Annotated in this window: 20 protein-coding genes and 1 tRNA gene; 12 read left to right on the top strand and 9 right to left on the bottom strand. The window is 59.2% G+C overall.

Annotated elements, in window-relative coordinates; all coding sequences use genetic code 11:
- Positions 1–218 precede the first annotated feature (218 nt).
- Positions 219–1,055: a sterol desaturase family protein gene (locus tag AC1DHT_RS14920; RefSeq protein WP_427545034.1), complete on the bottom strand. Its 837-nt coding sequence runs from the start codon at positions 1,053–1,055 to the stop codon at positions 219–221.
- A gap of 69 nt (positions 1,056–1,124) precedes the next feature.
- Here AC1DHT_RS14920 and AC1DHT_RS14915 point away from each other — a divergent pair, with 69 nt between their 5' ends.
- Positions 1,125–2,123: an AraC family transcriptional regulator ligand-binding domain-containing protein gene (locus tag AC1DHT_RS14915; RefSeq protein WP_427545095.1), complete on the top strand. Its 999-nt coding sequence runs from the start codon at positions 1,125–1,127 to the stop codon at positions 2,121–2,123.
- A gap of 212 nt (positions 2,124–2,335) precedes the next feature.
- Here the strand turns inward: AC1DHT_RS14915 and AC1DHT_RS14910 are convergent, their stop codons facing one another.
- From AC1DHT_RS14910 to AC1DHT_RS14895, 4 genes are all read right to left on the bottom strand, one after another.
- Positions 2,336–2,578 (bottom strand): hypothetical protein, encoded by a 243-nt coding sequence (locus AC1DHT_RS14910; RefSeq protein ID WP_427545032.1) that lies wholly within the window; start codon positions 2,576–2,578, stop codon positions 2,336–2,338.
- Between the two features lie 26 nt (positions 2,579–2,604).
- Positions 2,605–2,784, bottom strand: coding sequence for a hypothetical protein (locus AC1DHT_RS14905; protein ID WP_427545030.1), 180 nt, complete (start codon positions 2,782–2,784; stop codon positions 2,605–2,607).
- 59 nt (positions 2,785–2,843) lie between these two features.
- Entirely contained in the window at positions 2,844–3,245 is a 402-nt protein-coding gene (locus AC1DHT_RS14900) for a hypothetical protein (protein WP_427545028.1), read from the bottom strand.
- Positions 3,246–3,348: 103 nt separating this feature from the next.
- Positions 3,349–3,425, bottom strand: a tRNA-Arg gene (locus tag AC1DHT_RS14895).
- Between the two features lie 349 nt (positions 3,426–3,774).
- On the opposite strand from AC1DHT_RS14895, the gene gabD reads away from it, so the two are divergent.
- From gabD to AC1DHT_RS14880, 3 genes are all read left to right on the top strand, one after another.
- Entirely contained in the window at positions 3,775–5,217 is a 1,443-nt protein-coding gene (gene gabD / locus AC1DHT_RS14890) for an NADP-dependent succinate-semialdehyde dehydrogenase (RefSeq protein ID WP_442114523.1), read from the top strand.
- A gap of 176 nt (positions 5,218–5,393) precedes the next feature.
- Positions 5,394–6,671 carry a 4-aminobutyrate--2-oxoglutarate transaminase gene (gene gabT, locus AC1DHT_RS14885; RefSeq protein ID WP_477761384.1) on the top strand — a complete coding sequence of 426 codons (1,278 nt, stop codon included), beginning with the start codon at positions 5,394–5,396 and terminating at the stop codon, positions 6,669–6,671.
- A gap of 135 nt (positions 6,672–6,806) precedes the next feature.
- Positions 6,807–8,021: an HDOD domain-containing protein gene (locus tag AC1DHT_RS14880; RefSeq protein ID WP_427543478.1), complete on the top strand. Its 1,215-nt coding sequence runs from the start codon at positions 6,807–6,809 to the stop codon at positions 8,019–8,021.
- Positions 8,022–8,150: 129 nt separating this feature from the next.
- Here AC1DHT_RS14880 and AC1DHT_RS14875 read toward each other — a convergent pair whose 3' ends face one another.
- Positions 8,151–9,140, bottom strand: a complete 990-nt coding sequence (locus AC1DHT_RS14875) for a GGDEF domain-containing protein (RefSeq protein WP_427543475.1) — start codon at positions 9,138–9,140, stop codon at positions 8,151–8,153.
- 245 nt (positions 9,141–9,385) lie between these two features.
- Positions 9,386–10,564, bottom strand: coding sequence for a delta-9 fatty acid desaturase DesA (gene desA / locus AC1DHT_RS14870; RefSeq protein ID WP_427543472.1), 1,179 nt, complete (start codon positions 10,562–10,564; stop codon positions 9,386–9,388).
- 148 nt (positions 10,565–10,712) lie between these two features.
- Here desA and dibA point away from each other — a divergent pair, with 148 nt between their 5' ends.
- The 6 genes from dibA (at position 10,713) to AC1DHT_RS14840 (ending at position 17,029) form a co-directional block, all read left to right on the top strand.
- Positions 10,713–12,632 (top strand): phosphodiesterase DibA, encoded by a 1,920-nt coding sequence (gene dibA / locus AC1DHT_RS14865; protein WP_427543469.1) that lies wholly within the window; start codon positions 10,713–10,715, stop codon positions 12,630–12,632.
- Between the two features lie 202 nt (positions 12,633–12,834).
- Complete coding sequence (gene oscA / locus AC1DHT_RS14860) at positions 12,835–13,017, top strand: sulfur starvation response protein OscA (protein WP_007941032.1); 183 nt, start codon at positions 12,835–12,837, stop codon at positions 13,015–13,017.
- A 145-nt stretch (positions 13,018–13,162) separates the two neighbouring features.
- A complete protein-coding gene (locus tag AC1DHT_RS14855; protein ID WP_427543466.1) occupies positions 13,163–14,176 on the top strand; it encodes a sulfate ABC transporter substrate-binding protein in 1,014 nt (337 codons plus the stop codon).
- A gap of 155 nt (positions 14,177–14,331) precedes the next feature.
- The gene (gene cysT, locus AC1DHT_RS14850) at positions 14,332–15,150 is read left to right on the top strand and encodes a sulfate ABC transporter permease subunit CysT (protein WP_019691172.1); all 819 of its coding nucleotides are present in this window, start codon (positions 14,332–14,334) and stop codon (positions 15,148–15,150) included.
- Positions 15,151–15,163: 13 nt separating this feature from the next.
- A complete protein-coding gene (gene cysW / locus AC1DHT_RS14845) occupies positions 15,164–16,036 on the top strand; it encodes a sulfate ABC transporter permease subunit CysW (protein WP_427543463.1) in 873 nt (290 codons plus the stop codon).
- A 3-nt stretch (positions 16,037–16,039) separates the two neighbouring features.
- Entirely contained in the window at positions 16,040–17,029 is a 990-nt protein-coding gene (locus AC1DHT_RS14840) for a sulfate/molybdate ABC transporter ATP-binding protein (protein WP_054595059.1), read from the top strand.
- 116 nt (positions 17,030–17,145) lie between these two features.
- Here AC1DHT_RS14840 and AC1DHT_RS14835 read toward each other — a convergent pair whose 3' ends face one another.
- Positions 17,146–17,670, bottom strand: coding sequence for an Mpo1 family 2-hydroxy fatty acid dioxygenase (locus AC1DHT_RS14835; RefSeq protein WP_427543459.1), 525 nt, complete (start codon positions 17,668–17,670; stop codon positions 17,146–17,148).
- Between the two features lie 85 nt (positions 17,671–17,755).
- Between AC1DHT_RS14835 and AC1DHT_RS14830 the strand changes: the two genes are divergently transcribed.
- Both AC1DHT_RS14830 and AC1DHT_RS14825 read left to right on the top strand, forming a co-directional pair.
- On the top strand, positions 17,756–18,442 hold the full coding sequence (locus AC1DHT_RS14830; RefSeq protein WP_427543456.1) for a Crp/Fnr family transcriptional regulator: 687 nt from the start codon (positions 17,756–17,758) through the stop codon (positions 18,440–18,442).
- A gap of 88 nt (positions 18,443–18,530) precedes the next feature.
- Positions 18,531–18,896, top strand: coding sequence for a response regulator (locus AC1DHT_RS14825; protein WP_427543453.1), 366 nt, complete (start codon positions 18,531–18,533; stop codon positions 18,894–18,896).
- Positions 18,897–19,028: 132 nt separating this feature from the next.
- On the opposite strand, the gene AC1DHT_RS14820 is transcribed toward AC1DHT_RS14825, so the two are convergent.
- Positions 19,029–20,033, bottom strand: a complete 1,005-nt coding sequence (locus AC1DHT_RS14820) for an AraC family transcriptional regulator (RefSeq protein ID WP_103319437.1) — start codon at positions 20,031–20,033, stop codon at positions 19,029–19,031.
- Positions 20,034–20,077: the final 44 nt, after the last annotated feature.

Genomic DNA, 20,077 nt, shown 5'->3' with positions numbered 1-20,077 from the left:
TCGGTTCAAAACAGGGTGGGGAATACAGCGCGATCGTTGTTTGCTAACAAGCCAGCCGCCAAACCACAGACTACCCAAGAAACCACTCAAGAAACTACCCAGGAAATCAGCCTGGAAACGACACGAGGGCAGGTCGTGGCTGTGTTGTGTCATCAGCCAGCGACCACTCGGTGTGATCCGGCATGTTGGCCAAATGAAAAGTGGACACTGGGAAGTACTCAAAGATCGTGTTGCCGCACTCGCTTTGGCGAACGAACCAGCGGCCAGAACAACTCCTGCTGCCACGTCACCGGATGCAGATCCTCTATGCCATAGGTTGAGGGGCGACGCCGAGTGATCTTGGCCGTACCGAACAGCACGTCCCAGAAAAACAACAGGTTACCGAAGTTTCCCTTGTAGTGGGTTACGCCGTCATTGGCGTTCAAACCATGATGGGCCGCATGGGTGGCGGGGGTCGAAATGGTTCGTTCGAGGACCCACATCAGCGGACGCAAGGCCGGAATGCGGTAGAGTTTTTCATCCCAGGCGACGCAACTGTGCGCGGCGAAGATGACCGTCATCTTGACGATCAGGTAACCGTAGTAAACCGGTGCCAGACCCAGGTAGATGAGGGCGCCGGACAGCCAGATACCTGGCATCAGCAGGTAGTAAAAGCTGTTGTTTCGATAAACGATGCGAATGCTCATGTAGGGCGCCGAATGGTGAGCGCGATGCAGGGCATAGAGAAACGGCAGCCGATGGGTCAGGCGATGCCACCAGTACTGGGTCAAGTCATCGAACAGCAGAAACAGCCCGAGGCCGGCCACCCAGTGAATATTGGCCAGGCTGTTCTTGAGTTGAGGAGCCAGACTGCCGAGCAGCAGGTTGCTGAGGAACATCACCAATGGAAAGGTGACACCCAGCAGGAGCGACGAACCGATGACCTCGATCAGCGTATCGCGGCGCTGACCTTTGGGTTGGCGGAAACAGGCGCACGCGATTTCCAGCAGGATGAAACCCAGAAAAATCCCGGCGACGACCAGAATTGGATTGTTGGCGAGCATTATTGTATTCATGGCAATCTCGAGTCAGGCCCGACTTGGGCATTGCCTGAGCAATAAGAAACCATGAGCCTTCCGGACAACATGTGCGAAATGGACAAAATCACTCGAGAAGAGGCCAATCAGCCAGCCCGTCGCTTTCATCGAGGGCAGCTCGGACAGGTTCTGGAACGTGTACTGCACAAGCAGACACGCAGTAACCGAGGCGATTACAGCCTGCTTGAGCTTGAGCAATTGTGGACGGCGGCGGCACAACAAGATCCTGCCATTGGCCTGCACCTGTTCGCCGGGTTCACGCCGCAGGACTGCCACGAGCTGACGTACATCTGCATGTATTGCCCGGACGTCAGCGCAGCTATCCAGTGCTGGTGTGACTATGCGGGGCTGGCGTCGGACATGGACAGCGTCAAGCTGATCAATGATGCCCATGGCCTGGGCGTAGAGCTGCGTATCGACGCACCCGCCAAACTGGCCCGCTACGTGGTGGAACATTACTGCGTGATGGCCGTCACCCAACTGCGCAAAGCCACGGGCGAACCGGTCCGGCCGGTGCTGGCTCACTTCGCCCATCCGCGACCAACCTACCACGCCGAATACACCCGATGGTTCGGGGATAACATCGTGTTCGAGTGCGCGCATAACTGCCTGTATTACGACCCGAGCGTCTTGCGGTTACCTCTGCTGACGCGACACGACGGGATGGCGGAGTTGTTGCGCAGTGAGATGGACCGACGGATTGCCCGGCATCTCCAACTCAACGGCTGGACCGGGAAAATCGCGGCCGGCATGCGACAAAGCCTGGCGCGCGGCGTGGTACCCAGCCTGGAAAATCAGGCAGAGGCGCTGCACCAGAGCCCGCGTACCCTGCGCCGGCGCATGGAAGAGCAAGGCATGACGTTCCGCCTGCTGCTGGACCTGGTGAGGGCCGAGCTGGAACAGCATCTTGAATTTCTGGGTGAGAACCGCGCGCAAATTGCCAGTCAGCTGGGTTATGGGGACCTGGCTGCGTATCTGCATGCGCGTAAACGATGGCGGCGTGAGCCATTTGACGATCGCATTCGCAATGTCGAGGCGGGTAGGTAGCGCAGAGAAAGTGAACTGGTGTGGGCGGAAGCTCGGTTCACAGCGAGCAGCGCTTAGCTCTTGGGGGCTGCGCCTGTAATGCATTGATCATCACCAAAACGGCAGCAATCGGCCTACGGCAGTCAGCCTGCTTCAATCGAAGGCAGGCGCCCCTTTTTACATCGCTTTGGCCAAGGCGCTGGTGGATGATGCCGAGCCAGGGATGATGCACTTCAGCCAACCTCCACAAACCGCCGCCTGGTCACGAACAGCCCCGCGCCCACCGGCACGGCAAGGACCGACATCAATCCCAGGTCAAAGCCCAGCAACCGGGCCTGGCTCACTGCAACGCAGCCAATTGCGCCAGCCACCACCAGCGTCACCCCTAGCCACTTGCGCAGCGGGTACGGCTTAAGAAACCGATCAAGTAGAAAGGCCTGCGCCACGACGATGACCGTCTGGGTAATTTCGGACATGTGCAGCCCCACTCAGGTCTTGATGATCAGGGATTCGGAAGAGCGCTGTGGGCCAATCGCATCTCGTCGTACACCTCTACGACCTTGCAGTTGGCCTGATAGTGAGCGTTTTTCGCTTCGCCAAAATGAAGCTCGCGCAGGCGGCCGCGCTCGCTGTCGGTGAGGGTGATCTGCGAGACGTTGAAGACGATCCCGTGCGGGGTCATGTATTGGAAAGTCCCTTCGGCTTCATTGCACGCATCCTTTCGAGCAGAAAGGGGATTCTCTACATACTGCACCCAAGATGCAAACCACCACTTTGCTGGCAGGTCGCGACCTGATGGAAGAAAACCCGCAATTGATCTGGGCCTCGCACTATCTGAATGCTGGATCGCCCCGGCTTTCCTGGACACCTTGGTACGTCTGCGATTGGTGGCAGACTCAACCGGTAACCGTGACGAGCGACCGCGGAGACGTAACGATCAATGAGTTGATGAAAGGCGGTGCGTTCAGCCTCGACACAAGAGACAAAGATACCCCGGTCGATTTCGCTTTCGATCATTCGCGCCCAGGCTTGGGCATCGGATTTGGTTTCGAAGGTTTTTCTTTGGGCTGGATAGCCCTTGCGGTGGATTTGCGCTTCCCACTGATACTCGCCGCGATTCCTGATTGTTGCCGTTTCGACCATTCCCGCCACCGTGAGTGCGGCAGGTTTGTGGCAAAACGACGTTCAGGACCAGGACAGGTTTTTGTCAGGAGCGCTATTCCCTTGTCATACAAGGGAAGGAAGATGGTGCACCAGGCGGGATTCGAACCCACGACCCCTGCCTTCGGAGGGCAGTACTCTATCCAGCTGAGCTACTGGTGCAATGCGGGCGCCATGATACTCATATGCGCTGCGGGCGTCCATGCTGCTGAATAGCCTGATGTTTCGCGCCCGTCGAGCGGGTGTTTACTACGTTGATCAGAAAAATAAGGCAAATGCGGCGTTTTCGTTCTTTTTTTCGAACAGCCTATTGTCCTTTACCCCCTTTGATCCTAGGATTCGTTTGAGATTTCAAACGCTCTTGTCTGGGTGCTGAACCGCACGAGCTTCAATAGTGCGCTATTTATGTGCTTCAGCCCGGTGAATGATTTCCCTGACGGCAGCCTTCAAGGCGCCTTTCTACAATCATAATTTGCTCCGCGCGTGCGCGGTGCTGTTAAGGAAAGCCGACATGCAGCTTAAAGACACCCTGTTGTTCCGCCAGCAAGCCTTCATTGATGGCGCCTGGGTCGATGCGGACAATGGTCAGACGATCAACGTCACCAACCCGGCAACGGGCGAAATTCTGGGCTCCGTGCCGAAAATGGGCGCTGCCGAAACCCGCCGTGCAATCGAAGCCGCTGACAAAGCGCTGCCGGCCTGGCGTGCACTGACCGCCAAAGAGCGCGCGAACAAGCTGCGTCGCTGGTTCGAACTGATCATTGAGAACCAGGACGACCTGGCTCGCCTGATGACTCTGGAGCAGGGCAAGCCATTGGCTGAAGCCAAGGGCGAAATCGTTTACGCCGCGTCCTTCATCGAATGGTTCGCCGAAGAAGCCAAGCGCATCTACGGTGACGTGATTCCGGGCCACCAGCCAGACAAGCGCCTGATCGTGATCAAGCAGCCGATCGGCGTGACCGCTGCGATCACTCCGTGGAACTTCCCGGCTGCCATGATCACCCGTAAAGCTGGCCCGGCCCTGGCCGCCGGCTGCACCATGGTGCTCAAGCCCGCTTCGCAAACGCCTTACTCGGCCTTCGCCCTGGCTGAGCTGGCCCAACGTGCCGGTATCCCGAAAGGCGTGCTGAGCGTTGTCACCGGTAGCGCCGGCGACATCGGCAGCGAGCTGACCAGCAACCCGATCGTGCGCAAGCTGTCCTTCACCGGCTCGACCGAAATCGGTCGTCAGCTGATGGCTGAATGCGCCAAGGACATCAAGAAAGTCTCCCTCGAGCTGGGCGGCAACGCTCCGTTCATCGTGTTCGACGACGCGGACCTGGATAAGGCCGTCGAAGGCGCGATCATTTCCAAATACCGCAACAACGGCCAGACCTGCGTCTGCGCCAACCGTCTGTACATTCAGGATTCGGTGTACGACGCGTTCGCTGAAAAACTCAAAGTGGCCGTGGCCAAACTCAAGATCGGCAACGGTCTGGAAGAAGGCACCACCACTGGCCCGTTGATCGACGGCAAAGCCGTGGCCAAGGTTCAGGAGCACATTGCTGATGCCCTGAGCAAAGGCGCGACCCTGCTGGCTGGTGGCAAGGTCATGGAAGGCAACTTCTTCGAGCCGACCATCCTGACCAACGTGCCGAAAAGCGCTGCTGTGGCCAAGGAAGAAACCTTCGGTCCATTGGCGCCACTGTTCCGCTTCAAAGACGAAGCCGAAGTGATCGCGATGTCGAACGACACCGAGTTCGGCCTGGCCTCGTACTTCTATGCGCGTGACCTGGGCCGTGTGTTCCGTGTGGCTGAGGCCCTGGAATACGGCATGGTCGGCGTCAACACCGGGTTGATCTCCAACGAAGTCGCGCCGTTCGGCGGCATCAAGGCCTCGGGCCTGGGCCGTGAAGGCTCCAAGTACGGCATCGAAGATTATCTGGAAATCAAATACCTCTGCCTGGGCATCTGATCAGGTAAGGAATTAAACGCAAAGGGCACGAGAGCGCTGTCCCTTTGCGGGCTTCAAACGTTATTTCTCGGTGGCCGGGAAAGCTGTGGCAGTCGATCATCGCATGCTGCCGTAGTTGCCTCCCCGCCACGTATTCCTTGGACCACGCCGCCCGATGAGCGGTGAATGAGGACTTTATGAGCAAGACCAACGCATCCCTGATGAAACGCCGTGAAGCCGCTGTACCACGCGGTGTTGGCCAGATTCACCCGATCTTCGCCGACCATGCGAAGAACGCCACCGTGACCGACGTTGAAGGTCGCGAGTTCATCGACTTCGCCGGCGGTATTGCCGTGCTGAACACCGGTCACCTGCACCCGAAAGTCATCGCGGCCGTGACCGAGCAGATGAACAAGCTGACTCACACCTGCTTCCAGGTGCTGGCTTACGAACCGTACGTAGAACTGTGCGAAAAAATCAACGCCAAGGTTCCAGGTGATTTCGCCAAGAAAACCCTGCTGGTGACCACCGGTTCCGAAGCCGTGGAAAACTCCATCAAGATCGCTCGTGCTGCCACTGGCCGTGCCGGCGTGATCGCCTTCACCGGCGCTTACCACGGTCGCACCATGATGACCCTGGGCCTGACCGGTAAAGTCGTGCCTTACTCGGCCGGCATGGGCCTGATGCCAGGCGGCATCTTCCGCGCGCTGTACCCGAACGAACTGCATGGCGTGAGCATCGACGATTCGATCGCCAGCATCGAGCGCATCTTCAAGAACGACGCCGAGCCGCGTGACATCGCTGCCATCATCATCGAGCCGGTTCAGGGCGAAGGTGGTTTCTACGTTGCGCCGAAAGAGTTCATGAAGCGTCTGCGTGCCCTGTGCGACCAGCACGGCATTCTGTTGATCGCGGACGAAGTACAAACCGGCGCTGGTCGTACCGGCACCTTCTTCGCCATGGAACAGATGGGCGTCGCTGCCGACCTGACCACCTTTGCCAAGTCCATCGCTGGCGGCTTCCCGCTGGCCGGTGTGTGCGGCAAGGCTGAATACATGGACGCTATCGCTCCAGGCGGCCTGGGCGGCACTTACGCCGGTAGCCCGATCGCTTGCGCCGCTGCGCTGGCGGTGATGGAAGTGTTCGAAGAAGAGCACCTGCTGGATCGCTGCAAGGCAGTCGGCGAGCGTCTGGTCACTGGCCTCAAAGCCATCCAGGCCAAGTACCCGGTGATCGGCGACGTGCGTGCCCTGGGCGCGATGATCGCGGTTGAACTGTTCGAAAACGGCGACAGCCACAAGCCTAACGCCGCCGCCGTCGCCAAAGTCGTGGCCAAGGCGCGCGACAAGGGGCTGATCCTGCTGTCGTGCGGTACTTACGGCAACGTGTTGCGTGTACTGGTGCCGTTGACTGCACCAGACGAGCAACTGGATAAAGGTCTGGCGATCATGGAAGAGTGCTTCGCCGAGCTCTGATTGCCCAGTGTGACCTGATCGACAAAAAACCCGCTTCGGCGGGTTTTTTTGTCACTTGAAACACATCGGCGGCTTTTGCGCTGTATCGAATGGCCAGCATTGTCTAAGGTGCAGGTATTGCCTCGGAGTGAACTGATGACCGCTGTTGATTTACCGGCTGTACCGCGAGTGCTGATCGCTGAGTCTGACCCTTGGTCTCGAGACCTGCTCAAGCAGGTGTTGCTGCACGTGCGCTGCGATGCGCGACTGGATCTGTGCAGCGATGGCCAGCAGGCGCTGGAGCTGCTGAGTGAAAATCCTTATGACCTGGTGATCGCCGATTGGGAGCTTTCCGGCGTCGATGGCCTGGGTTTGCTGCGCAGCGTGCGTCAGCGGCGGCGTAACCCGGTGTTGCCGTTCATTTTGATGAGCAACCGTAACGACAGCGCCAGCGTGCGCGAGGTATTGCCGCTGGCCCCGACGGCCTATCTGACCAAGCCCCTGAACATGGAAGGTCTGACTCAGCGCCTGCAGGACTTGCTCCTGAGTGCCGGCCAGACGGTTTCCTGTGACGTTCCGACGCTGGCGCCCGGCATGACCTTGTCGACCTTCCTTGAGCGTCGGCGTGAGTTGGCGGACGGCGCGCCGTTGCTCACGGACGTGCAACTGGCGGTCAAGCGCAGCCTGAATCCCGATGGCCTCGATCTGAAGCTGCTGGAAGAAGAAGTGCGCACAGACCCGCAGATCACTGCGGTGCTGATCGCCGCCGCCAACAGCGCCTCGCAGCACCTTGGCGATACCGTGCAGACCGTGTCCCAGGCCTTGAACCGCCTGGGCACCGGACAAAGCATGAACCTGATCGTTGGCCTGGCCCTCAAGCGCAGTGCGAAGCTGAGTGATCCGTGCCTGGCCGATTACGCCGAGCGCTACTGGGAGCTGTCACTGCACACCGCAGAATACGGACGGAGCCTGGCGCGCTTGCTTGATCTCGATCAGGAGCGTTGCTATTGCGCCGGCATGCTCCATCGTCTCGGCGATCTGGCGCTGTTGCGTTGCTTGCAGGAGTGGAAACAGGCGGGGGGCGAACTGGACGAACTGGAAGAAGTCGGCGACGCACTGGCTGAATTTGGCGCGGCCTATGGTTCGGCGTTGCGTACTCGCTGGCGGCTTCCGTTGGAGTTGCGAGAGCTGATTGCGGCGGTCTATCAGCTCGGTGGCGGGGTGTATTCCCGTGAAGCGCTGGTGATGAACCTGGCGGCGCAACTCGCTCGCCTGACCGAGCATGAAGGCGTTGAAGAACTGGCCAAAAGCCGAACGGCGCGTCTGCTCAAAATCGGCCTGCCGGAATTGATGCGCCTGCGCAAAAAGTAAACCTGACACAAACCCTGTGGGAGCGGGCTTGCTCGCGAAGAGGACTTCAAGACCGCCAAAAGCTTCGCGAGCAAGCGAACGTCGCCCGGCCCTTCCCACATTAGTTCTGTGTTGACTCTGGATTTTGCTTCAGCCGGAGACTATTCGGTTCTTGCCCTGGCGTTTGGCTCGATACATCGCGGCATCGGCGCGGGCGTACAGGCTGTCGACGGTCGCATCTTCAGCCGTGAGGCTGGTCAGGCCCTGGCTGATGGTGATGCCAAACGTCTGCCCGTCATGGCTGAAACTCAAACGCTGGATTTCCCGTTGCAGGCGCTCGGCGACCTGTCTCGCCATCTCTGGCGCGCAGCCGGGGAATACCGCTGCAAACTCTTCACCGCCAATGCGCCCGAACAGGTCACCACGGCGCAATGCCGCGCGCCCGCATTCAGCGAGCTGTTGCAGCACCTGGTCGCCTTGCTGATGGCCGTACGTGTCGTTGATGAGTTTGAAGTCATCGATATCCAGCAACAGAAACGCCAGCGGTGAACCTTGCAGGCGGGCCTGTTCAAACTCGCGGCTGGCGCATTCGAAGAAGTGTCGGCGGTTGCTGCTTTGGGTCAGCACATCGGTGGTGGCGAGGCGTTGCAGCTCGGTTTCCAACTGCTTCTTTTCGGTAATGTCCTCGGCGAAGCCGACCACGATCAGCGGTTGCCCGGGTTCGGCCTGACGATTGATGAAGCACTTGTCGCTGAGCCAGCGCATCTGGCCGTCGGCAGCGATGATTCGATACTCGCGGTCTTCAACGGCACCTTTTTCGAGCACCTGGGCCAGGCTGCGTTCGGCATAGTCCAGATCGTCCGGGTAAACGCTGTCGCGCCATTGGTGATAGTCAGCCAGCAACAGGCCGGCGGAGCGACCGAAAATACGTTCATAGGCCGGGCTGACATACAGCACCTGACGTGTTTCCCAGTTGAACGCCCAGAGCACGGCATTGACGCTGACCAGCAGCGAACTGAACAACTGCTCACGTTCGCTCAGACGCGCGACCTCGCCCTGGGCATGCATCAAGGCCATCAGGGTTTGCGCGGCCTCGGGCCACTGTGGGAGGGACAGGTCTTCTGGATTCTTATTGACCATCGGCACAAATCTCAAAGGGCGTGCCGCGAGTTCGACAGCGGCCACAACAAAGCCCGCCTGGGTGGCGAAGTGCTCTTTGAGATAGGGGATTTGAAGCTTAGTTCCCGTTTTTTGTGGCGAGGGAGCTTGCTCCCGCTGGGCGGTATACCGCCCCAATCTGGCGACTGCGTTTTGTCAGTTAAAACGTGTCGCCAGGATTGCGAATGCTCTGCATTCGAGCGCGAGCAAGCTCGCTCGCCACAGGGTCAGGCGGGGCGTAGGGAGTAGGTTTTCAACTGGTGGGCGAAGTCGCGCAGCGATTGAATACCGCTGGCTTCGGCTTCGTGGACCCAGTCCTTGATGGCCGCCAGCATGTCGTGGCCATTTGAGCTGGTCTTGATCCAGATCTGCTGCAAGGCCAGGCGTTTCTCGTAAATTACCTTCAGTGCGTGGCTGTGCTCGAGCATGGTCTGGATGCGCACATGGTGCTTGTCATCCAGCAGGCTGGTTTCTCGCGAGAGCAGGCGCTTGGCGCGATGGAATTGGTGGCGAACCGAATGGTCGACCTTTGCCAGCTCTTGCTTGACCAGCGGACCGATCACCAGCTTGCGGTACTGGGCCATGATCTGGAAGCGGTTGTTGAGGATCGCCATGGCGGTGTCCATGTCCAGGCTGCCTTTGCCTTCGACACGGTGGGCGATCGGCGCAACCCGCTGAACCTTGGCCAGGCGCAGGAAGCTGAAGACCTGGATCCACGCCCAGCCAAGGTCGAATTCCCATTTCTTCACCGACAGTTTTGCCGAGTTAGGGTAGGTGTGATGGTTGTTATGCAGTTCTTCACCGCCGATCAGAATGCCCCAGGGCACCAGATTGGTCGCCGCATCACGGCATTCGAAGTTGCGGTAGCCAACGGCATGGCCCAGGCCATTGACCACGCCAGCGGCCCAGACCGGGATCCACATCATCTGGATGGCCCAGACGGTGATGCCGATAGTGCCGAACAGCAGCAGGTCGATGACGGCCATGATCGCCACACCCAGCAGCGGATAACGGCTGTAGAGGTTGCGTTCGATCCAGTCTTCAGGGCAGTTCTTGCCGTAAATGCGCAGGGTTTCGGGGTTCTCCGCTTCGGCGCGGTACAGCTCGGCACCTTTGCGCAAGACCGTGGACAGGCCTTTGATCACCGGGCTGTGCGGGTCGTCGACGGTTTCGCATTTGGCGTGATGCTTGCGGTGGATGGCAGTCCACTCGCGGGTGTTCTGCGCCGTGGTCAGCCACAGCCAGAAACGGAAAAAGTGTTTAAGACCCGCATTGAGCTCAAGGGAGCGATGGGCTGAATAACGATGCAGATAAACCGTGACGCCCACGATGGTGATGTGGGTCATTAACAGGGTGACTGCCACCAGTTGCCAGGGCGACAAGCCGAGTAAACCTTCGTACCACATAGGCTGTATGGCCCTCGATAAAGAAAAAAACAGCTGGCGCATTATCACTCAGCACACAGATAAAACCAGTCGCGCTTTCAGATATGAGTGGCGGGATGTTTCTTTAATCTATAATTCCAACCTTTTTTGTAAGGCCATGGACGACCGAATGTCTGCTTCTTATCGCGATGCCTTGCGTGCAGCGCTGCTCTACCTGGTGTTTTCTGTCGTTTGGCTGAAATTCACTGGTTATTTATTAACCAATTTATTCGATGAATCTGCTGATCTTCAGCGATGGCAACTGATCAACGGTTATGTCTGGGTGGTGCTTAGCGCGGGATTTGTCTTCATTGCCCGAGCGCATTTGCTGTGTTTTCTCGGGATCGGCGCCAAATTGCGCCACCGTCACGAAGATCGCACTCGATTGCGCCAGGCGCAGGCGGTGTTCGATTGCACCCGTGAAGGGGTGTTGGTCACTGATCGCCAGAGGGTGATCGTCCATGTCAATCGGGCCTTTATGGACATCACCGGTTATCAGGCCGAAGAGGTGTTGGGCCAGAGTCCCAGCCTGTTCAAGTCCGGCCATCATCCGCCGGATTTCTATCAAGCAATGTTCGAGAGTCTGAAACGCACCCGTGAATGGAGCGGCGAGATCTGGAACCGGCGCAAAAGCGGTGAAATTTATCCGCAATGGCAGACCATCCGGGTCATTCACGATGACCACGGTCAGCCCAGCCACTATGTGGCGGTGTTTTCCGATATCAGCGCGATCAAGAATTCCGAGCACGAACTCGCGCATCTGGCGCACCACGACCCGCTGACCGACCTGCCCAATCGCCTGCTGTTCAGCGACCGCGTCGAGCAGGCGCTGGCGTCGGCACAGATCCACAAGCGTGGGTGTGCGTTGCTGATGATCGATCTGGACCATTTCAAGATGATCAACGACAGCCTCGGGCATAACGTTGGCGATCAATTGCTCAAAGCGGTGGCGGTGCGCCTGCAAGGCCTGTTTGGCCCCGGTTTTACGCTGGCGCGTTTGGGCGGCGACGAGTTTGCCGTGCTGGCCGAGCACTGTCCGCAAGTGGTGCAGGCGGCCGCGTTGGCACAGCGGATCATTGAGGGTCTGAAAGAGCCGTTTGTCATCGCTGCTCACCCGTTGTTCATCAACGCCAGTGTCGGTATCAGCCTGTTCCCCAGCGACGCGCTGAGCGCCGAACAATTGCTGCGCAATGCCGATTCGGCGTTGTTCAAGGCCAAGAACTCGGGTCGCGACGGTTATGCCTTGTACACCGAGGAGTTGACCGCCCACGCCCAGCACCGGGTCGAGATGGCCTTCGAATTGCGTCGCGCGCTGGAGCAGCAGGAATTGCGGGTGTACTACCAGCCGGTGCACGACCTCAAAACCAGCCAGTTGATCGGTGTTGAAGCGCTGGTTCGCTGGCAACATCCGCAGCGCGGGTTGGTGCCGCCGGGTGAGTTCATTCCGATTGCCGAACGCACCGGGTTGATCGCCGAGATTGACGCCTGGGTGATGCAAGAAGCCTGTCAGCAGATGTGTGCCTGGCAGAACGCCGGGGTGGTGTTGTCATTTATTGCGGTGAACGTTTCTACCCGCCTGTTTGCCCGGCGTGAACTGTTTGAGCGGGTTGCCCAGGTGCTGCACGACACGGGACTGGACCCGGCGTGCCTGGAACTGGAAGTGACCGAAAGCGCGGTGATGGAGGATCCGGAAGTCGCGCTGGAACAAATGCATCGTCTGCGTGAACTGGGCGTGCGGCTGGCCATTGATGACTTTGGTACCGGTTATTCGTCGCTGCTGCGACTCAAGCGTCTGCCAGTGCAGAAACTCAAGATCGACCAGGGATTTGTCGCCGGCTTGCCGTTAGATGAGGACGATGCGGCGATTGCTCGAGTGATCATCGCCCTTGCACAAAGCATGGGCATGCAGGTGCACGCCGAAGGCATCGAGCAGGTCGAGCAGGCGGCGTTTTTGCTCGAGCAGGGTTGTGATCTGGGCCAGGGTTACTGGTTTGGCCGACCGATGCCGGCGCACGAACTGGACTGGGCACGGGCGCCCGTCATTCGTTAAACATCAAAAGATCGCAGGCTGCGATCTTTTGATCTTCGGCGCTCAACCTCCGCGCAACCCCTTGCTACGTCAAATAATGTCTTTAGGTTATATAAACATTCTTAAATAGTATTTTTAAGAATATCTGCGCCTATCTACTATTGCCCTCACGCCGTAAGCAGTGCCGCCACTGCCAGGCACATCTCATTGAAGGAGCAGCACCATGAGCGCATCTCTACGTAGCGTTGACGGCCAGGACGAAGCCACCATTTTGCGCGAGATCCAGAGCGCATTGCGCGATCTGCGCTTTGGGGCAGTGGAGATCACCGTGCACAACGCGCAGGTGGTTCAGATCGAACGCAAAGAGAAATTCCGTTTGCAGAATCCGGGCAACAAGCCGAGCTAAAGCACAGATCAAAAGATCGCAGGCTCCGCCAGCTCCTACGGGGGGATTGGTGTAGGCGCTGGCGAAGGCTGCGATCTTTGAACCGGCAACCCGATTCCGGAAAACCATAAGAACAGCCAACACAAAAGAATTCAGGAGCTGCACCATGTCGTCGATTCGCCGTTACGCTTTGGCCGCTCTGGCCAGCGCCATTTTTGCCGGTTCCGCGGTTGCCAAGGATTATGAACTGCTCAACGTGTCGTACGACCCGACCCGTGAGCTGTATCAGGACTACAACGCCGAGTTCATCAACTTCTGGAAGAAAGACCACGCTGGCGACAACGTGAAGATCCAGCAATCTCACGGTGGTTCGGGCAAACAGGGCCGGGCGGTGATTGATGGTCTGCGGGCCGATGTGGTGACCCTGGCCCTGGCCGGTGACATCGACGAAATTGCCAAACTCGGCAAGACCCTGCCGGCCGACTGGCAAAAACGCCTGCCGGACGCCAGCACGCCGTATACCTCGACCATCGTGTTCCTGGTGCGCAAGGGCAATCCCAAAGGCATCAAGGACTGGGGCGACCTGACAAAAAACGGTGTTGAAGTCATCACCCCGAACCCGAAAACTTCCGGCGGTGCGCGCTGGAATTTCCTCGCCGCCTGGGCCTATGGCCTGAAAGCCAACGGCGGTAACGAAACCAAGGCCAAAGAGTACGTGCAGACCCTGTTCAAGCACGTCCCGGTACTCGACACTGGTGCTCGCGGTTCGACCATTACCTTCGTCAACAACGGCCAGGGTGATGTGTTGCTGGCCTGGGAAAACGAAGCCTTCCTGGCGCTGAAAGAACAGGGCGGCGCTGACAAGTTCGACATCGTCGTGCCTTCGCTGTCGATCCTCGCCGAACCGCCGGTCGCAGTCGTCGACAAGAACGCCGAGAAGAAGGGCAACGAGCAAATCGCCGAAGCCTACCTCAAGCACTTGTACAGCCCGGCGGGTCAGGAAATTGCTGCGAAAAACTTCTACCGCCCGCGTGACAAGGACGTGGCTGCCAAGTACGCCAAACAGTTCCCGACCCTGGAGCTGGTGACCATCGACAAGGATTTCGGTGGCTGGAAATCCGCCCAACCGAAATTCTTCAATGACGGTGGCGTGTTCGACCAGATCTATCAGGCGCAGTAACCTGACTCACCACTAGCCTGATGCTCAGGCACATATCTGTGGGAGCGAGCCTGCTCGCGAAGAGGGGGATATCAGTCAACATTCATGTCGTCTGATACTCCGCTTTCGCGAGCAGGCTCGCTCCCACATTGATGCGTTCTCAACCAGGGACTTTTATGTCGCGTCGTATCTCCCCCGTCATACCCGGCTTCGGGCTGACGCTGGGCTACACCTTGGTGTACCTCAGTCTGATTGTGCTCATACCTTTGGCGGCGATGTTCGTGCATGCCGCTCAACTCACCTGGGATCAGTTCTGGGCAATCATCTCGGCGCCACGGGTGCTGGCGGCATTGAAGCTCAGTTTCGGCACCGCGCTGTATGCCGCGATCATCAATGGCATCATCGGCACGTTGCTGGCCTGGGTGCTGGTGCGTTACACCTTCCCGGGACGCAAGATCATCGACGCGATGATCGATCTGCCGTTTGCATTGCCGACGGCCGTGGCCGGTATTGCACTGACCGCGCTGTACACGCCGACCGGTCTGGTCGGGCAGTTCGCGGCGGACCTGGGGTTCAAGATCGCCTACACACCGCTCGGCATCACGCTGGCGCTGACCTTCGTCACGCTGCCGTTCGTGGTGCGTACGGTGCAGCCGGTACTGGCCGACATCCCGCGAGAAATCGAGGAGGCCGCCGCGTGCCTGGGCGCCAAGCCATTGCAGGTGTTTCGCTACATTCTGGTGCCGGCGTTGCTGCCTGCCTGGCTGACCGGTTTTGCCCTGGCGTTTGCCCGTGGCGTCGGTGAGTACGGTTCGGTGATTTTCATCGCCGGCAACATGCCGATGAAAACCGAAATCCTGCCGCTGCTGATCATGGTCAAGCTCGACCAATACGATTACACCGGCGCTACCTCCATTGGCGTGCTGATGCTGGTGGTTTCCTTCGTCCTGTTGCTGCTGATCAACTTGTTGCAGCGGCGCATCGAAACCCCATAAGGAGGCGCGAAAAATGTCCCAATCGTCTATTGCCGCCGCGTCTTCGGCCAACGCAGCCCGTCGTGGCAGCGCCGTTTCTCGGCGGATTCTGATCGGTCTCGGCTGGCTGATTTTTGTGCTGTTCCTGTTGCTGCCGCTGTTCATCGTGGTGTCCCAGGGCCTGAAGCTTGGTCTTGGTGCGTTCTTCACCGCGATCTTTGAACCGGATGCTCTGTCGGCCCTGAAACTGACCGTCATTGCGGTGTTGATTTCGGTGCCGTTGAACCTGGTGTTCGGCGTCAGCGCGGCCTGGTGCGTGAGCAAATACTCGTTCCGTGGCAAGAGCATGCTGGTGACCCTGATCGACTTGCCGTTCTCGGTGTCGCCGGTGATCGCCGGTCTGGTTTACGTGCTGATGTTCGGTGCCCAAGGGATTTTTGGCCCATGGCTGCAGGACCACGATATCCAGATCGTCTTCGCCCTGCCGGGCATCGTGCTGGCGACGATTTTCGTCACCGTGCCGTTTGTTGCGCGTGAGCTGATCCCGCTGATGCAGGAGCAGGGCACGCAAGAAGAGGAAGCCGCGCGGCTGCTGGGTGCCAACGGTTGGCAGATGTTCTGGCACGTGACGGTGCCGAACATCAAGTGGGGCCTGATCTATGGCGTGGTGCTGTGTACCGCGCGGGCGATGGGTGAATTTGGTGCGGTGTCAGTGGTATCCGGGCACATTCGCGGGGTGACCAACACCCTGCCGCTGCACGTCGAGATCCTCTACAACGAATACAACCATGTCGCCGCGTTTGCCGTTGCGAGCCTGTTGCTGATCCTGGCGCTCTTCATCCTGCTGCTCAAGCAGTGGAGCGAAAACCGTATTAACCGCCTGCGCGCCAGCGCCGCGGAGGAATAACTCATGTCGATCGAAGTCCGTAACGTCAGCAAGAACTTCAACGCGTTCAAGGCGCTGAACAGTATCAACCTGGACATCCAGAGCGGCGAGCTGGTGGCCTTGCTCGGCCCGTCCGGCTGCGGCAAAACCACTTTGCTGCGGATCATCGCCGGCCTGGAAACCCCGGACGCCGGTAGCATCGTGTTCCATGGCGAAGACGTCTCCGGCCACGACGTGCGTGATCGCAACGTCGGTTTCGTGTTTCAACACTACGCCTTGTTTCGCCACATGACGGTGTTCGACAACGTTGCGTTCGGCCTGCGCATGAAACCGAAAAACCAGCGTCCGAGCGAAAGCCAGATCGCGGTCAAAGTCCATGAGCTGCTGAACATGGTGCAACTGGATTGGCTGTCGGATCGCTACCCGGAACAACTCTCTGGTGGTCAGCGTCAGCGCATCGCCTTGGCCCGTGCCTTGGCGGTCGAGCCGAAAGTCTTGCTGCTCGACGAACCCTTTGGCGCGCTGGATGCCAAGGTCCGTAAAGAACTGCGACGCTGGCTGGCGCGGTTGCACGAAGACATCAACCTGACCTCGGTGTTCGTGACCCACGACCAGGAAGAGGCGATGGAAGTGGCCGACCGCATCGTGGTGATGAACAAGGGGGTGATCGAGCAGATCGGTTCACCGGGCGACGTCTACGAAAACCCGGCCAGCGATTTCGTCTACCACTTCCTCGGTGATTCGAACCGTCTGCACCTGGGCGACGACAATCACGTGCTGTTCCGCCCTCATGAAGTGTCGCTGTCGCGCACCGAGCTTGCGGATCACCACGCGGCGCAAGTACGTGATATCCGCCCGCTGGGTGCGACCACCCGCATCACCTTGAAGGTCGAAGGTCAGAGCGAACTGATCGAAGCGGAAGTGGTGAAGGATCACGACAGCCTGACCGGGCTGGCCAAGGGCGAGACGCTGTTCTTCAAGCCCAAGGTCTGGCAGAAAGTCGCCAACCTCTAAAAGCATCGTCGGAACGCCGCCCGGAGCAGGCTCGCTCCCACAATGGACCGGTGCTGACCACAAATCCTGTGGTCAACCGAAAACCCTGTGGGAGCGAGCCTGCTCGTGATGGCGTCCTACGCCGCAGCACGTTTCCGATTGATCCGCACTCCACCAGCCCGCGCCTCGATCTGCTCTTTCAGCTCACGCCGCAACCCCAGCAAAAACGCCAATTCCGCCACCACAAACAACGGCCCGACGATCAATCCCGTCACATCATCGACAAACGCCGGCTTGCGTCCTTCGTAGTGATGGCCGACAAACTGGATCGCCCAGCCGACCACAAACATCGCGATGCCACTGCTCAACCAGAGCAAGGTGCTGTGCGCCGCGAGAATCTGGCCTAGCCAAACGGACAGGCCCAGCAGCACCGTCATCACCACGCCAAGGCGTACTTCAAGGCGCAAATAGAACCACGCCGACGCCAGCGCCAATAGCACCGCAGGAGACAGCCAGAGCCCGGCCACCGGCCATCCTGGCCGTGACAGCAACACCGCGACGGCGACCACGATCAGCGGAATGCCAATGAAGTGGCTGGCGATGTTGCGCGGGTCACGGTGGTACGCGGCGTATTGACTGAGGTGGTCAACGAGGCTTTTCATTGTTATTCCTCCTGTAGGGATCTCGATCATGCCCTGCGGTCCGTCGTTGCTCTGTCAGCCAGACGACAATCATCTTGGAGTTTTCATGGATATGCAGGCCTGGCGGTCACGCCTGATGAAGGGGCAATGGTTCAGCCATTTGCCGCCCTTGTTACAGGATAGTCTGCTGTCCCTGGCCCGCGTGCGGCGGTTGTCGCCGGGGCAACGGCTGTTCAAGCGCGGCGATCCGCCGTGTGGTCTGTACGCGGTGCTCGAAGGTGCGATGCGCGTGGGCGCCGTGAGCGAGCAGGGCAAGGAAGCGTTGTTGAGCCTGATCGAGCCGCCGCACTGGTTCGGTGAAATCAGTCTGTTCGATGGCCAGCCACGCACCCACGACGCCTATGGCGTGGGCCACTGCATTCTGTTGCACATACCGCAGGCAGCGCTGCTCGGTATGCTCGAAGAACAGCCACACTATTGGCGACAGCTGGCCTTGCTGATGAGCCATAAATTGCGCCTGACGTTCATCAATCTCGAACAGCTTACCTTGCTGCCGGCCCCGGCCCGCGTGGCGCACCGCTTGCTGATGATCGCCGACGGCTACGGTGAAATCGAACCGGCACGGCGTACCTTGCAGCTGCCGCAGGAGCAGTTGGCGTTGTTGCTTTCGCTGTCGCGTCAGACCACCAACCAGATCCTCAAGGACCTGGAGGGCCAGGGCATTCTCAGCCTGAGTTATGGCGAAATCGAGATCCTCGATGCAGGGCGGTTGCGGGCGATGGCGAGCGTCTGAGTCGGCCGTCTCATCCGAAATAACCGTTAGTGATGGGCTTTGTGCACCAAGGCGCCTAGCCTGTGGTGATGATTATTCGAGGTGTGCCATGCGTTTGCTGTTAGTGGAAGACGAACCCGAGACCGCGAAGCTTCTGGCCCGGGGCCTGAGCGAAGCCGGTTATGCGGTGGATGTGGCGGACAACGGCATGGCCGGGCGACGCTTCATCGAAGCGGGTGAGTACGATCTGATCATTCTTGATGTGATGTTGCCCGGCCTCAACGGCTGGCAGCTGTTGCAACAGATCCGCCAGCTCGGTGCAACGCCGGTGCTGTTCCTGACCACCACGGATGGCATTGAAGACCGGCTGCGCGGGTTGGAGCTGCATGAGGATGACTACCTGCTCAAACCGTTCGCCGTGCGTGAGTTGGTGGCGCGGGTGCGCAAGTTGCTGCGTCGTGATCGGGGGCGCTGAGAGAGCGATGGTTTTCTAGTGCCTGTTCAATTGCTATCGCGAGCAGGCTCGCTCCCACAAAGTTGACGCTATTCCTGTGGGAGCGAGCCTGCTCGCGATGAGGCCGGCAAAAGCGGCGCAAGTCCCGACGCTTTACCGCAGCCCATCGCGAAACTGCCCCGGCGTCATTCCGGTCCAGCGTTTGAAGGCGCGGCTGAAGCTGCTGGTATCGGCGAATCCGAGCAGGTAGCTGATTTCGCTCAGCGAACATTGCGGGTCTCGCAAGTGCAGCAGCGCCAGATTTTCACGACACTCATTGAGCAACGTATCGAACCGGCAGCCTTCGTCCGCCAGGTGCCGTTGCAAGCTGCGCAAACTCAAGTGCAAGGTCTCGGCGATACGTTCGGCGCTGGGTTCGCCTTCCGGCAGCTGTGCTTCGATGGCATCGAGCACCTTGCGCTCCCAGGTCAGCAGGCGCAGTTGCGTCAGTGCGCGCTTGAGTACGGTTTCGTTGTGTTCGGCGAGTTCCGGGTTGGCGTCATCCAGATGGCTTTCGAAGTCTTCGATGGAAAACTCCAGCCGGTCTTCATCAGCCGCAAAGAAGATCGGCGCGCGGAACACCGCGTGCCATTGTTTCGGGTCGGCCGGTTCCGGGCGACGCAGGTACACCGCCAGCGGCGCGTAGTCCCGACCCAGACGGTTGCGACAGGTGCGCACGTAGATCGCGGCGAAGGCGTCGATCGCTTCCCGTGCTGGCGCCGGGCTGCCTTCGGGCACCTTGAGGGTGAAGCAATAACGATCTTCACCACGGGTCAGTTCGAGGTCCAAGGCGTCGCTGATCACCTGGTGATACCGCACGATGCGCTCGAACACCTCACGCAGACTGCCGCTGGCCACCAACGCATAACCCAGCGCGTGGAAGGTGGTCGGACTGACGAATCGCGACACCCGCAAACCAATCGCCGGGTCGCCGCTGACTTCGACCGCCAGTTCCCACAGTCGGGTCGTGGCCGATAACGGATAGCGGGCGTTCGGGTCGTCCATCAGCTGCGGGTCGAGCCCGGCTTGCAGGCACAGCGCGTTGCTGTCGAGGCCGAGGGCGTCGAGTTGCTTGCGCAAAGCGCGGGTCCAGCTGGCGAGGGAGGTGGGTTCAATCATGATGATTGGCGCTTCCGGTCAACAGGTTGGCGTTCACAGCTAAC

Source organism: Pseudomonas sp. 05N432, from assembly GCF_056396945.1.
Note: the sequence above shows the minus strand (reverse complement) of the source record. Positions and strands in the feature narration are given on the sequence as shown.

Coding starts and splice junctions, on each gene's coding strand:
- cysT (WP_019691172.1), top strand. CDS start 14,332: ATGTCGCGTCGTATCTCCCCCGTCATACCCGGCTTCGGGCTGACGCTG.
- dibA (WP_427543469.1), top strand. CDS start 10,713: ATGTCTGCTTCTTATCGCGATGCCTTGCGTGCAGCGCTGCTCTACCTG.
- AC1DHT_RS14905 (WP_427545030.1), bottom strand. CDS start 2,784: ATGACCCCGCACGGGATCGTCTTCAACGTCTCGCAGATCACCCTCACC.
- AC1DHT_RS14835 (WP_427543459.1), bottom strand. CDS start 17,670: ATGAAAAGCCTCGTTGACCACCTCAGTCAATACGCCGCGTACCACCGT.
- AC1DHT_RS14875 (WP_427543475.1), bottom strand. CDS start 9,140: ATGGTCAATAAGAATCCAGAAGACCTGTCCCTCCCACAGTGGCCCGAG.
- AC1DHT_RS14820 (WP_103319437.1), bottom strand. CDS start 20,033: ATGATTGAACCCACCTCCCTCGCCAGCTGGACCCGCGCTTTGCGCAAG.
- oscA (WP_007941032.1), top strand. CDS start 12,835: ATGAGCGCATCTCTACGTAGCGTTGACGGCCAGGACGAAGCCACCATT.
- AC1DHT_RS14825 (WP_427543453.1), top strand. CDS start 18,531: ATGCGTTTGCTGTTAGTGGAAGACGAACCCGAGACCGCGAAGCTTCTG.
- AC1DHT_RS14915 (WP_427545095.1), top strand. CDS start 1,125: ATGTGCGAAATGGACAAAATCACTCGAGAAGAGGCCAATCAGCCAGCC.
- AC1DHT_RS14855 (WP_427543466.1), top strand. CDS start 13,163: ATGTCGTCGATTCGCCGTTACGCTTTGGCCGCTCTGGCCAGCGCCATT.
- AC1DHT_RS14830 (WP_427543456.1), top strand. CDS start 17,756: ATGGATATGCAGGCCTGGCGGTCACGCCTGATGAAGGGGCAATGGTTC.
- AC1DHT_RS14910 (WP_427545032.1), bottom strand. CDS start 2,578: ATGTCCGAAATTACCCAGACGGTCATCGTCGTGGCGCAGGCCTTTCTA.
- gabT (WP_477761384.1), top strand. CDS start 5,394: ATGAGCAAGACCAACGCATCCCTGATGAAACGCCGTGAAGCCGCTGTA.
- AC1DHT_RS14920 (WP_427545034.1), bottom strand. CDS start 1,055: ATGAATACAATAATGCTCGCCAACAATCCAATTCTGGTCGTCGCCGGG.
- AC1DHT_RS14880 (WP_427543478.1), top strand. CDS start 6,807: ATGACCGCTGTTGATTTACCGGCTGTACCGCGAGTGCTGATCGCTGAG.
- desA (WP_427543472.1), bottom strand. CDS start 10,564: ATGTGGTACGAAGGTTTACTCGGCTTGTCGCCCTGGCAACTGGTGGCA.
- AC1DHT_RS14900 (WP_427545028.1), bottom strand. CDS start 3,245: ATGGTCGAAACGGCAACAATCAGGAATCGCGGCGAGTATCAGTGGGAA.
- cysW (WP_427543463.1), top strand. CDS start 15,164: ATGTCCCAATCGTCTATTGCCGCCGCGTCTTCGGCCAACGCAGCCCGT.
- gabD (WP_442114523.1), top strand. CDS start 3,775: ATGCAGCTTAAAGACACCCTGTTGTTCCGCCAGCAAGCCTTCATTGAT.
- AC1DHT_RS14840 (WP_054595059.1), top strand. CDS start 16,040: ATGTCGATCGAAGTCCGTAACGTCAGCAAGAACTTCAACGCGTTCAAG.